The following is a 12,396-nucleotide window of genomic DNA, read 5'->3' as shown; positions in this document are numbered from 1 at the left end:
GGTCGGGGCCGTTGCCGGATGCAGCCTAGGGCGTCGGCGGGCGGCGGGCCGTGCGCGCCGGGCCACGGCAACAAGGACTTCGCCGGCCGGAGCCGGTGGCCCCGCCCCGCCCGCACTGTGACCGCGCAGGTGACCGATATGCGGACACTCGTGTGGCCGGATCCGACCGGAGCCTACGATTCCGCCGTACGTCCCTGATCTGCACCGGAAGGCGCCCGTGAGCCCCACCTCTCCCCTGCCCGCCAGTACGTCGCCGGAGACGGCGTCCGGCACGGTGCTGATCCGTTCGGCGGCCGACGTCTCCGATCTGGTCAATTCGGGCACGGCACGCGGCCGGCACGCCAGGATGATCGTGATCATCGCGCTCGGCGGCATCTTCCTCGACGCGTACGACCTGAGTTCCCTCGCGTACGGGCTGCCCGACATCACGAAGGAGTTCGGTCTCAGCTCCGCGATGGCCGGGCTGGTCACGGCGTCGATCAGCGTCGGTTCGCTGCTGGGTGCCCTGCTCGGCGGCTGGCTGGTGGACCGCATCGGCCGCTACCGGGTCTTCATGGCCAACATGCTCTTCTTCGTCGTCACCGCGCTGGTGTGCGCGGTGGCACAGGACGCCTGGACGCTGATCTCCGCACGCTTCGTGATGGGCATCGGCGTCGGCATGGACATCCCGGTCGCCATCGCGTTCCTCGCCGAGTTCTCGCGGCTGCGGGGCAAGGGCAGCAAGGGGTCGCGCACGGCCGCCTGGTCGCCCGCCTGGTACGCCGCGACCAGCGGCTGCTACCTGGTGATCATGCTGCTGTACTTCGTCCTGCCGGACGCGCAGCTGGGCTGGCTCTGGCGGTTCACCGTCGGCTTCGGCGCGGTGCCCGCGCTGGTCGTACTGCTGCTGCGCCGGCGCTACATGAACGAGTCCCCGACCTGGGCCGCCGACCAGGGCGACCTGGCGAGCGCGGCGAAGATCCTGCGGCAGTCGTACGGCGTGGACGCGCGCGTCGCCGACGATGTGCCGGCGAACACGCCCCGCCCGCCGCGGCCCGGACTGGCCTCGTACGCGCGGCTCTTCACGCCGCCGTACCGTGCGCGCACGATCCAGTCGGTGACGGTCGGCATCGCCGAGACCTTCGGTTACAACGCGGTCGCCTTCGGCCTGCCGATCATCATCGCGACGCTGATGACCCAGGGCCCGCTGACCACGATCGCGTCGTCCTTCGCCCTGAACCTCGTCTTCGCCCTCACCGGCGGGCTGCTCGGCATCCGCTGGGCGTCGACGAAGGGCGCCTGGCCGATGATGTCGCTGGGCTTCGCGATCCAGCTCGTCGCCATCGTGGTGCTCGGCCTCATCGGGGCGCCGTCCGGGACGGCCGTGGTGACGGCGGGGATCCTGATGCTCGGCGCGTTCATGTTCGCCCAGGGGTTCGGCCCCGGCGCGCACATCATGAGCTACGCGTCGCTGGGCTTCCCGACCTCGATGCGCGGCGTCAGCATCGGCTTCAACCAGGCCGTACTGCGACTCGGTTCGACCCTGGCGCTGTTCTTCTTCCCCATCCTCAGCACCGGCCTCGGCACGGACGTGTACTGGGTCATCCTCGCCGCGCCCGTCCTCGGCCTGATCGCGCTCCTCGTGAAGCGCTGGGAGCCGGTCGGCTTCGACGCGGACGCGGAGGAACGGACCCTGGCCGGGACCGGGGCGGCCGCCCGGAGCTGACCTCCGGGGGCCGCCCGGCCCGGCCCGGTCTCAGTCCTGGTACACCTTGTTGGTGCCAGGGCCGCCGGAGAGGGTGTCCTTGCCCCGGCCGCCGTACAGCACGTCGTCGCCGCTGTTGCCGTACATCGTGTCGTTGCCGTCCTCGCCGTACAGCTTGTCGTTGCCCCGGCCGCCGTAGACCTCGTCGTTCTCGGACCCGGCGTGCAGGATGTCGTTGCCGTCGTCGCCGTACAGCGCGTTGATGTCGCCGGTGCCGGTCACGGAGTCGTTGCCCGCGCCGCCACGGCAGATGTACTGGCAGGCGCCGGTGACGGTGTCGTCGCCGGCGCCGCCGTCGGCACCGAGACCGTCACTGCCGTCGATGCGGTCGTTGCCGTCCCCGCCGTTGTACTGGGTCTGCCCGGTGCCCTTGAGGACGTCGTTGCCGACTCCGCCGTGGATCGCGCCGATGGCGCCGGAGTCTGAGGCGATCGTCGCTCTGTCGTCGCCGTCGCCGAGGTCCACCTCGTAGTTCGTCGAGTCGTCGGAGCCCAGCGGCTCGGGGACCGTGCACTGCACGACGGTGCGGTCCGCGGCGGAGGGGTACACGCAGGCGTCCCACTCGGCCGCGCTCGCGTCGATGGCCATGCCGGCCCCGTCGCGGAAGGTGATGAGGTAGTCGCCGCCGAACTCGGAGGGGTCGACGTCGATGCTCTCGGTGGTGACCGTCAGCTCGTTCTTCTGACCGGCGGCGGCCTTGTACCAGACTGCACCGTCGTCGTGCACGAGGGTGGCCTGGCCGCTCGCGGGCGTGGCGGCCGCCTGGGCGGCGGGCGCGATGAGGACGACCCCGCCCAGGGTGAGGCCGGCGATGGCCGTGGCGGTGGCGGCGATGAATCCGTGCTTACGCATGCAGAGATGCCCTTTCGCGGAACTGGTGGCGATTGTCCGGTGTTTCCGATCACCGAATCAGACAGCGCCTCAAGGGCGTCGGTTGCACCGAACTACCCCACCAGCCCCAGGAGTTGGAGAATTCACCTCGGCGCTGCCCGACGTTCCGCCGGAGTGCGCCGGAAGGCAGCCGCGGGGGCGCGCTCCGATGTGCCACCATCACCGGCCATAGAGGGCCCCGGCGTGCTATCTCTGACCCACGGTGCAAAGTAGCGGGTGATCACGCCACTCGGGGTGCCGTCTCACGGGGCCGCGCCGCCCTCGCCGAACAGCGGTAGACCGCGGCGATCCGCTCCATCGCGCCGGCACCGCACGTCCGGCGTGGCCGTCGGCCAGGTTCGCGGCGAGTCCGGCAGCCTTCTCGGTCAGCAGATGGGCGGCAACGTCGGCGATGCCGGAGAATTGCGTGGAGAAGGAGTTGCGGCTGATGGCCGCCCGGGCCGCTGGATCGGCGACCGTGATCTCCCCCTCCGGCTCTCCGGCCAGTTCATCCGCTAGTGGGCACGGCCGGACATCGCCTACCCGCCGGTCACCGATCTGGAGCCGCTGCCGTACGCGCTGGTGTGGCGGAGGGAGGCGGAGAGCGAGCCCATCCGGGCCCTGGCCGGGATCGTCCGTGACCTGGGCCCTCTCCCGTCGCCCTCTCCCGGTTCTTGATGTCGTCCGTCACCCTCGGGTGGGGTCTGATGCCAAGCGGGCCGGGTGCTGCCCGGCTGTACGCCAATTCGTGCTGTCCCCGATGGGCAGGTGAGCGGCGGCGTCGCAGTCGTAGGAGCCGACCCGGACAATTACGAATGATCGAAGGGGGCGGGGGAGTGGCCTTCCCAGATCCGGCGGGATGCCTGTTCGGGGTAGGGCAGAGCCTTCGACTCGGTGTCCAGGACGCGGGTGAGGTGCCCGCCGGGCCGGTGGGCGGACCAGCCCGCGTCGCCGGTGGTGACGAAGCGGACCCATGCCTCCTGGAGTTCGCGGGAGAGCGCGACGGCCTCGGGGGTGGGTTCCTGGCCGATGAGCTGGGTGCCGACCGGGCTGTCCAGCGTGCCGAACGCCAGGGGCACGTCGAGGCTGTGGCAGGCGCCCAGGATGCCGCCGTGGGCCGGGGTAACCCAGCACAGTTCGAACATGTACGAGGTGCCGCCGGCTGCGGCGTTCGCCTCGGCCAGCTTCTGCGACGGCATGCGGAAGAGGGCGTCGGAGTACACCGTCTCCACCAACTCCTCCGGGCCTGCCTGCGGGAACGCGGCACGGTAGGCCCGCGCGCCGTCCGGTTGCGGGGCGAGCAGTTCCAGGGCTGCGTAGGCGTCCTCCTCGGTGAAGGTGCCGTACCGTCCGCTCATGACGCTGAAGTACCGGAATTCGTCCCGGGCGTGGCCGACGAGCAGTTCGGTCCCGCTCGCGCGCCCGCCGGTCAGCGCGGGCCAGGGCGTTTCCGGGAGGACCTCGCCGTCGACGACGGGGCACAGCGCGGTGCCGGTCTCCGTGAGGCGTCCCCAGCTCTCCCGGTGCGCGTGGAGGCCGGCGTTGAAGGAGGTGAGCTCGGCGGCCAGGTGCCATGGGTCGATGTCGCGCAGGGCCTCTGCGGTGGGGGCCGCCGCGCCGAGCCGGTCCACGAACGCGGCGGTGACCTGCCGGGCCAGCGCTGGGGTGCTGTGCAGCCCCGGCACCGAGTGGGCGATGGCCCGCCGGAACAGGCCGCGCGCGGACTTCATCGTCAGCAGGGCGGCGACCGAGCCCGCCCCGGCGGACACCCCGCCCACGGTGACCCGGCCGGGGTCGCCTCCGAAGGCGGCGATGTTGCGCTGCACCCACTCCAGCGCCGCGATCTGGTCGAGGAATCCGCGGTTGGGCGGCACGTCGTCGAGGAACGCGAATCCCTCCGCGCCCACGCGGCAGTTGATGGTCACCACGACGACTCCCGCCTCGGCCAGCGCTGCCGGGTCGAACATCGGGTCGCTCGACGCCGCCGAGAGGTAGCCGCCCACGGGGATCCACACCAGCACCGGCAGTCCCGCCGCGCCGGGATCCGGAGTGCCGACGTTGAGCGTCAGCCAGTCGGTGCCCTGCGGTGGCACGTCGATCGGCAGGGAAAGGGGCACCACGGGGCCGAACTCGACCGCCTGCCGCGTCCCCTCCCAGCGGTGCGGCGGCGCGGGCGCGGCGAAGCGGAGCGCTCCGACCGGGGGCTGGGCGTAGGGGATGCCGCGGAACACCGCGTGCCCCTGCCGTCGGCGCCCCTGCACCACGCCTTCCGTGGTCCGTACCTTTGGCTGTTCGGACATGACGGTTCCCTCCCTCGAGTGGACCTCAGGATTACGGGTCAAGTGTATTATGTCAACTGTATTGGAATAGTCCCAGGCACGAGAGAGGGGCCGGCGATGCCGAAACAGGTGGATCACCGCGGACGCCGCGAGGCGATCGCCCGCGCACTGTGGCGGGTGGTGGAGCAGCGCGGTGTCACACAGCTGACGATGCGCGTGGTGGCGCAGGAGGCGGGCATGTCACTCGGGCAGCTGCAGCACTACTTCGCCTCCCGGACCGCCATGCTCTCCTTCGCCATGGATTTCGCATCCGAGCAGACCTCGGTGCGCGTACGCCAGGGGCTCGAAAAGCTCGGCGACCGTCCACACCCCCGTGACGTGCTGCGACTGACGCTCGCGGAAATGCTCCCCCTGCATGCCGACGCCCGCGCGACCAGCCGGATGAGCGCCGCCTACGTCCTGGAAGCGCTGCACGACCAGGCCGTGCACGAGCAGGCGCGCCGCGGCCTCGTCCAAGGGCGGTCCCTCGTCGAGCAGTTGGTCCGCCAGGCGATCGCCGACGGGCACATCGACTCCGGCCGCGACCCGGCGACCGAGACCAACCTGCTCCTCGCCCTCACCGGCTTCACCTCCCTGATCGAACTCGACGTGATCGAGCCCCAGGACGCGCTCGCCGCGATCGACGTGCATCTGGACCGGCTGTTCAGCAGTACGTGACCTGCCCCGGACGTGGGGGCAGGTGGGGAAAAGATCAGCCCTGGCGCGGGCCACGGTGCCTGGCATCGGTTGGTCGGAGATCGACGCAACGGCCGGCAGCCCTGCTGCCTCAGCCCGCCGGGCGCCGGTCCTGCGTCGCTGGTTGTCGGAGCGTGGGCGGGGCGGCCGGGGCGAGGTCGAGCCGCCGGTCCATCTCCAGCCGGAAGGTGCCGTAGGGGTTGATGTTCGACCAGAGCAGTGCCGTCAGGCCGCGCCGGTCCTCGGCGCTCAGCCTCTATGCCCAGGCCGGTTCGGCCAGGACCTGCTGGAGCAGCAGAGTGTTGACGTGGACGAGCGCGGACTGGAACAGGTGCAGCGCGAGCATCGACGTCTCGGCGTGTTCCTTGTCCGGGCCGGTCAGGGCGCCGTCCTTGCCGTAGTGCAGCACGGTGTTCGCCGAGTTCCAGTTCTCCACGACCTGGAGGCCGCCGTGGATCTCGCGGCACAGATCGGGGCTGGCGAGGTAGTCGCGGGCGAAGATCGTGCGTACGGCGCGGCCGAGTTCTTCGAGGGCCTGGTAGGTGGGGTGCTTGGGGCCGCCGCGAGTGAAGCGTCGCAGCACCTGCTCCGCCTCGGCGGTCCCGAGCCGCAGCGCGGTGGCGTACTTGACCATCTGGTCGTACTGCTGGGCGATGAGGCCCTCGGGCTGGCGGATCGCCTCCCGCAGCGCCACCAGGACACACGGCTCGTACGGGATGCGCTAGGTCTTGCCGTCGACGTCGGCGTACTTGGCCAGCAGCGCGAGCGCGTCCATCACCGGCCGGTAGGCGGTGTTGTTGCATGTGAAGCCCAGCGTGTTCAGCAGGGGAGGCAGCATCTGCCGGTAGTACGAGCTGTACGAGGAGCGCAGCGTGATCCGTACGTCCTCGCCCGCGTCCCGCAAGTCCCGAGGGGTACATCTTGATCGCCCGCGCCCGCCACGCGGCGACCAGCTTCTCCGAGCAGTCCGCGAACAGTGCCTCCGGCAAACCGAGCTGCCGTACGGCGGTCAGCTTGGTGATCTCCGCCAGCAGCGAATCCAGACCCAGCGCCCCCGGGTCCCGCTTCAACGAGGCCAGCAGCGCGGTGCCGTCCCCGTTGCCCTCCGCCACCAGCTCCAGCAGGCGGCGGGCGCACACCTCGCCCAGGCGCGCGGCGGTCTGCGCGCAGAAGACCCGGTCCGCCCGCGCCCGCGCGGCGGCCGCGATCCGCTCGATACGGCCCGGAGGCTCGACGCGGTCGCTGCGGCACTGCGCGAGCGGGGCCTCGCGCAGCCGGTCCTCCACCAGCTCCACCGGGCAGACCTCATCGGCGAGCCAGCCGGTCAGCCGCTCCTCATCCGCCCGGGTCGCTGGACGGAACCCGCGAGCCTCGCGGATCTGCGTACGGTGGCCCTTCGCCGAGCGGGATGACAGGTCGTACTTCGCCAAGTCCTCCGCCGGCACCTTGACCACGTCGGCCACGTAGCCGACCGCGGTCGGCGGGAACTCCTCCACGAACTGGGGGAACCGGCCCGCCAGCTCGAAGAACTTCAGCGTCAGCGCGAACCCGAGCCGGGTCGGTCCGGACTTGTTCGCGACCAGCTCCCAGTCAGGGCCTACCGGCGTCCAGTACGCGACCACGTCCTCGGATGGCCACTCCTGGCGCATGAACGTCCCCGCCCCTCCACCGACAACTCGTTCGGCTTAACGAAGGGACCGGGCACTAAGCAACAGGAGAGGCAGAGAGCCGACGGCTACTTTGCGCCGTGGGTCAGAGATAGGACACCGGGGCCTAGGGTGAGGGGATGGGCACGACCACGGAGACCCGTTCACTGCCGGCGCTCGGGCCGGGTGCGCTGGACACCCCGTTCACCATCGTGGGGTACGAGGAGGTCGTCGCCCACGACACCACGTGGAACGCGCACTCCCACCCCTTCCACGAGCTGCTCTGGAACGAACGCGGTGCGTCGACGGCCGTCGTCGGCGCGCGGGTGTGGACCATCACGCCCGCGCTGGGCCTGTGGATGCCCGCCGGCACCCTGCACTCCGGTTCCGCGGCCGCCGGCACGCGGTTGCGCACGAGCTTCTTCGGCTTCCACAGCACCACCTCGATCTCGGACGCACCCGTGGCCGTCGAGATCACCCCGCTCCTCCGGCTGCTGCTGGAACGACTCGGCGACTCCGGCCTCTCGGATCACTCGCGGGCGACGACCGAGGCGATGGTGCTCGACGTGCTCGAACCGTCGCCGCGCGAACTGCTCGTACACGCGCCCACGTCCGACCTGCTGCGCCCGATAGCCGAGGCGGTGCGCGAGGACCCGGGCGACCAGCGGACGCTGGCGGACTGGGCTGCCGAACTCGGCGTGAGCGCCCGCACCATCACGCGCGCCTTCGGCGCCGAGACGGGCACCAGCTTCGCGCGCTGGATCGCTGCGGTCCGCGCACAGCACGCGGTCGCGCTGCTTGCCCGCGGCTGGGACGTCGAGGCCGTCGCGGAACAGGTGGGCTACCGGTCGGCGAGCGCCTTCGGCGCGGCCTTCCGGCGGACGACGGGGCTCACGCCGGGTACGTTCCGGGCTTTCTGACCGGAGCCCGATCGGCCGGGGCCGGAGGACGCCGGGCGGCCTCTCGTGTCCCGATCCCTACATCGGGTGTCTCAAAGGATCGATTGCGACACCGCTCACCCTCCACTTAAAGTGCAAAGGCAAGCCTTACCTAACCAGCTTGCACCAGTACGGTGCACCGCTCCACGACGGCATCCCGGGACCCAGACGTGCGAGGACCGGCACCCCTGGCATCCCGACAGTGGAGTACGAATTGAAGAAGCGTTCACATCGCCCTCGGTCGATCCTCGTGGCGGCGGCCCTGCTGGGCCTCGCCGCGTGCGGCGCTCCGTCCGCCGCCGACGACGAGGCCGGGGGAAGCGGTTCGGGCACCTTCCCCATGAAGGTCGAGCATGCCCTGGGGACCACCACCATCCCCGAGAAGCCGAAGCGCGTCGCCACCGTGAACTGGGCCAACCACGAGGTGCCGCTGGCGCTCGGCGTGGTACCGGTGGGCATGGCGGCCGCCGACTTCGGTGACGACGACGGCGACGGCGTGCTGCCCTGGGTCGAGAAGCGCCTCGACGCGTTGCATGCCAAAACGCCCGTACTCTTCGACGAGACCGACGGCATCGACTTCGAGGCCGTCGCGGACTCCAAGCCCGACGTGATCCTCGCCGCGTACTCCGGGCTGACCAAGAAGGACTACGACACCCTGAGCGAGATCGCGCCTGTGGTGGCGTACCCGGATGCCGCGTGGGCGACCCCGTGGCGCGAGATCATCCGGATGAACAGCAAGCCGCTCGGCCTCGCCGACCAGGGCGAGAAGCTGATCAAGAACCTCGAAGGGGACATCGAGCAGACCGTCGCGAAGTACCCGCAGCTCAAGGGGAAGTCCGCGATGTTCATGACGCACGTCGACCCCAATGACGTGAGCCAGGTCGGCTTCTACACCGCGCATGACACCCGCACGCTGTTCTTCGAGGACCTCGGGCTCAAGATCCCGGACAGCATCGCGAAGGCCTCCAAGGGCACCAAGAAGTTCGCCCTGACGCGGAGTGCGGAGCAGATCGACTCCTTCAACGACGTCGACATCGTCACCGGATACGGCGACGAGGACGGCAAGCTGCTCAAGACGCTGAAGAAGGACCCGCTGCTGTCGAAGATGCCCGCCGTCAAGAACGGTTCGGCCTACCTCTTGCCCGGCAGCAACTCCCCCCTGGCGACCGCTGCCAATCCCACGCCCCTGTCGATCCCGTACGTGCTGGACGACTACGTCGCCGCGCTCGCCAAGGCCGCGGACAAGGTCAAGTGACCGCACTCGACACCCGAAGCGTGCCGGACGCCACCGTGGGGCGGCGTCCGGCACGCGTCCGCACCGCATGGCTCCTCGCCGTGGTGATCGCGCTGGCCGCGATCATGGTGGCGTCCGTCGCGTTCGGCTCGCGGAGCGTCGCCTGGTCCGACGTGTGGGCGGCGCTCGGCGGCACGGACGACACCGTGGCTCGGGCGGCGGCCACGAAGCGGATACCCCGTGCGGTGCTCGCGGTGGTGGTCGGCGCGGCGCTCGGCCTGTCCGGTGGCGTCATGCAGGGGGGGGACCCGTAATCCGCTGGCCGACCCCGGCGTCCTCGGGGTCAACATGGGCGCTTCGCTCGCCGTCGTCACCGCGGTCGCGTTCTTCGGGCTCGCCTCGCCGACCAGCTATGTCTGGGTCGCGATGGCGGGTGCCGCCCTCTCGGCGGTGTTCGTCCACACGGTCGGTTCGCTCGGGCGGGGCGGGCCCACGCCCCTCAAGCTCGCGCTCGCCGGCGCCGCCACCTCGGCGGCATTCGCCTCGCTCGTCAGCGCCGTCGTCCTGCCCCGCAACGACATCGCCGAGAGCTTCCGGCTCTGGCAGATCGGCGGCGTCGGCGGAGCCTCCTTCGCACGCATCGGGCACGTCCTGCCCTTCCTCGCGGTGGGCTTCGTCATCTGCCTGCTGTCGGCGCGCGCCCTGAACTCGCTCGCACTGGGCGACGAGGTCGCGGCAGGCCTGGGCGAACGCGTCGCCGTCGTACGGGCCGTGGCCGCACTGGGTGCCGTCGTCCTGTGCGGCGCGTCCACGGCGGTCGCCGGACCGATCGGGTTCGTCGGCCTCGTCGTCCCGCACACCTGCCGGCTGCTGGTGGGGGTGGACCACCGCTGGCAGCTGCCGTTCTCGGCGTTGCTGGGTGCGTCTCTGCTCACCGCCGCCGACGTGGCCGGGCGGCTCGTGGCGCGCCCCGCGGAGATCGACGTGGGCATCGTCACGGCGCTGCTCGGCGGCCCGTTCTTCCTCTACATCGTCCGCCGGCAGAAGGTACGCGCCCTGTGAGCATCCCCCTCGTCACCCGGCCGCCGACGGTCGAGACCGTCGCCCACGGCCGCACCCGCCGCGCCGCGCGGCGCCGTCTGGTCCTCCTGGTGATGGCTGCCCTCGTCGTCGCCGCGTTCGTCGCGAGCCTGATGTTCGGGCAGACCTTCTACCCGCTCGACGACGTGGTCCGGGTGGTCTTCGGTGAGCAGGTGCCCGGCGCGTCCTTCACCGTCGGCCGGCTGCGGCTGCCGCGTGCGGTGCTCGCCGTCCTCGCCGGCTTCAGCTTCGGACTGGCCGGTGTCACCTTCCAGACGATGCTCCGCAACCCGCTGGCCAGCCCGGACGTCATCGGCATCAGCTCCGGCGCGAGCGCCGCGGCGGCCATCGCGATCGTCACCTTCTCCCTCGGCGGTACGGCGGTGTCGGTCCTCGCGATCCTGGCCGGTCTCGGCGTGGCACTGCTGGTGTACGCCCTGGCGTTCCGGGACGGTGTGGTCGGCACCCGGCTCATCCTGATCGGCATCGGGATCTCCGCGATGCTCGACAGCGTCATCTCCTACGTCCTGTCGCAGGCGGCCGAGTGGGACCTCCAGGAGGCGATGCGCTGGCTGACCGGCAGTCTGAACAGCACCACCTGGGACCAGGTCGGGCCCGCCGCCGTCGCCCTGGCCGTGCTCGCCCCGGTACTGCTGTCGCAGGCGCGCAACCTCTCCGCGCTGCAGCTCGGTGACGACACCGCCGCCGCCCTCGGGGTCCGGGTCGAACGCACCCGCATCATCGTGATCGTCGCCGCCGTCGGCCTGATCGCCTTCGCGACCGCGGCGTCCGGACCGATCGCGTTCGTTGCGTTCCTGTCCGGTCCCATCGCGGCCCGGATCGCCGGGCCCGGCGGTTCGCTGCTGGTGCCCGCCGGGCTCGTCGGCTCCTTGCTGGTGCTCGCCGCCGACTTCACCGGCCAGTACGCCTTCGGCACCCGGTACCCGGTCGGTGTCGTCACCGGCGTACTCGGCGCGCCCTACCTCATCCACCTCATCATTCGCAGCAACCGGGCGGGAGGCTCACTGTGACCACGTCCCACTCCCTGGCGGCCGAACGCCTCACCCTCGGGTACGGCGACCGCACCGTCATCGACACCCTCGATCTGGCCGTACCGCCCGGCAGCATCACGGCGATCGTCGGCGCGAACGCCTGCGGGAAGTCGACGCTGCTGCGCGCGATGTCCCGGCTGCTCGCCCCGCGCGCGGGCCGTGTCGTCCTGGACGGCAGGGAAGTGCACCGCCTGCCCGCGAAGGAGCTGGCCCGTACGCTCGGGCTGCTTCCCCAGTCGCCGGTCGCCCCGGAGGGCATCACCGTCGCGGACCTCGTGGGGCGCGGGCGCCATCCGCACCAGAGTGTGTTCTCGCGCTGGAACGGGAAGGACGACGCCGCCGTGGCGGCGGCGCTGGACGCCACGCACACGGCGGAGCTGGCCGACCGCGCCGTCGACGAGCTGTCCGGGGGCCAGCGGCAGCGGGTGTGGATCGCGATGGCGCTCGCCCAGGAGACCGACCTCCTGCTGCTCGACGAGCCCACCACCTACCTCGACGCGAGCCACCAGGTCGAGGTCCTGGACCTGCTGACCGACCTGAACCGGGGCCGCGGAACCACCGTCGTCATGGTCCTGCACGACCTGAACCTCGCCGCCCGCTACGCCGACCACCTCATCGCGCTCGCGGCGGGCCGGCTGCACGCGGCCGGCCCGCCGGCCGACGTCCTCACCGCGGAGACCGTGCGCGCCGTCTTCGACCTCGACAGCCACATCATCGAGGACCCCGTCTCGGGGCGGCCGTTGATGCTCCCCATCGGCCGGCACCATGTCAGGGCGGCGGACGGCGTCGGCACGTAGGCCGGACCGACGCCGTCCCGG

At 71.2% G+C, this 12,396-nt stretch carries 10 protein-coding genes and 2 pseudogenes; 7 read left to right on the top strand and 5 right to left on the bottom strand.

Annotated features, from left to right (window positions below):
* The first annotated feature begins 217 nt into the window (after positions 1–217).
* Entirely contained in the window at positions 218–1,705 is a 1,488-nt protein-coding gene (locus ACZ6WH_RS02575; RefSeq protein ID WP_469725417.1) for an MFS transporter, read from the top strand.
* 30 nt (positions 1,706–1,735) lie between these two features.
* Here ACZ6WH_RS02575 and ACZ6WH_RS02570 read toward each other — a convergent pair whose 3' ends face one another.
* Together ACZ6WH_RS02570 and ACZ6WH_RS02565 are read right to left on the bottom strand one after the other, a co-directional pair.
* Positions 1,736–2,596, bottom strand: a complete 861-nt coding sequence (locus tag ACZ6WH_RS02570) for a calcium-binding protein (protein WP_469725415.1) — start codon at positions 2,594–2,596, stop codon at positions 1,736–1,738.
* A gap of 827 nt (positions 2,597–3,423) precedes the next feature.
* Positions 3,424–4,914, bottom strand: coding sequence for a carboxylesterase/lipase family protein (locus tag ACZ6WH_RS02565; protein WP_469725414.1), 1,491 nt, complete (start codon positions 4,912–4,914; stop codon positions 3,424–3,426).
* A 96-nt stretch (positions 4,915–5,010) separates the two neighbouring features.
* Between ACZ6WH_RS02565 and ACZ6WH_RS02560 the strand changes: the two genes are divergently transcribed.
* A complete protein-coding gene (locus ACZ6WH_RS02560) occupies positions 5,011–5,610 on the top strand; it encodes a TetR/AcrR family transcriptional regulator (RefSeq protein ID WP_469725412.1) in 600 nt (199 codons plus the stop codon).
* Positions 5,611–5,884: 274 nt separating this feature from the next.
* Here ACZ6WH_RS02560 and ACZ6WH_RS02555 read toward each other — a convergent pair whose 3' ends face one another.
* The 3 genes and pseudogenes from ACZ6WH_RS02555 to ACZ6WH_RS02545 form a co-directional block, all read right to left on the bottom strand.
* Positions 5,885–6,322 carry a Tn3 family transposase gene (locus ACZ6WH_RS02555; RefSeq protein WP_469725410.1) on the bottom strand — a complete coding sequence of 146 codons (438 nt, stop codon included), beginning with the start codon at positions 6,320–6,322 and terminating at the stop codon, positions 5,885–5,887.
* 27 nt (positions 6,323–6,349) lie between these two features.
* Positions 6,350–6,532, bottom strand: coding sequence for a hypothetical protein (locus ACZ6WH_RS02550; protein ID WP_469725408.1), 183 nt, complete (start codon positions 6,530–6,532; stop codon positions 6,350–6,352).
* Between the two features lie 355 nt (positions 6,533–6,887).
* A pseudogene (locus ACZ6WH_RS02545) lies at positions 6,888–7,277 on the bottom strand (DUF4158 domain-containing protein); the annotation flags it as partial.
* 137 nt (positions 7,278–7,414) lie between these two features.
* On the opposite strand from ACZ6WH_RS02545, the gene ACZ6WH_RS02540 reads away from it, so the two are divergent.
* The 5 genes and pseudogenes from ACZ6WH_RS02540 to ACZ6WH_RS02520 all read left to right on the top strand — a co-directional run bounded on the left by ACZ6WH_RS02540 (position 7,415) and on the right by ACZ6WH_RS02520 (position 12,375).
* Complete coding sequence (locus ACZ6WH_RS02540) at positions 7,415–8,194, top strand: helix-turn-helix transcriptional regulator (RefSeq protein WP_469725406.1); 780 nt, start codon at positions 7,415–7,417, stop codon at positions 8,192–8,194.
* A 232-nt stretch (positions 8,195–8,426) separates the two neighbouring features.
* On the top strand, positions 8,427–9,467 hold the full coding sequence (locus tag ACZ6WH_RS02535) for an iron-siderophore ABC transporter substrate-binding protein (protein ID WP_469725404.1): 1,041 nt from the start codon (positions 8,427–8,429) through the stop codon (positions 9,465–9,467).
* Positions 9,464–10,508, top strand: a pseudogene (locus ACZ6WH_RS02530) (FecCD family ABC transporter permease). Before ACZ6WH_RS02535 ends, ACZ6WH_RS02530 begins: the two are co-directional and overlap by 4 nt.
* Positions 10,505–11,557 (top strand): FecCD family ABC transporter permease, encoded by a 1,053-nt coding sequence (locus ACZ6WH_RS02525; RefSeq protein ID WP_469725402.1) that lies wholly within the window; start codon positions 10,505–10,507, stop codon positions 11,555–11,557. The pseudogene ACZ6WH_RS02530 and the gene ACZ6WH_RS02525 overlap by 4 nt, the downstream one beginning before the upstream one ends.
* The gene (locus tag ACZ6WH_RS02520; protein ID WP_469725400.1) at positions 11,554–12,375 is read left to right on the top strand and encodes an ABC transporter ATP-binding protein; all 822 of its coding nucleotides are present in this window, start codon (positions 11,554–11,556) and stop codon (positions 12,373–12,375) included. The genes ACZ6WH_RS02525 and ACZ6WH_RS02520 overlap by 4 nt, the downstream gene beginning before the upstream one ends.
* Positions 12,376–12,396: the final 21 nt, after the last annotated feature.

The sequence above is a fragment of the Streptomyces sp. NPDC050806 genome (assembly GCF_055586425.1).
This window is presented reverse-complemented; position numbering and strand designations above follow the sequence as displayed.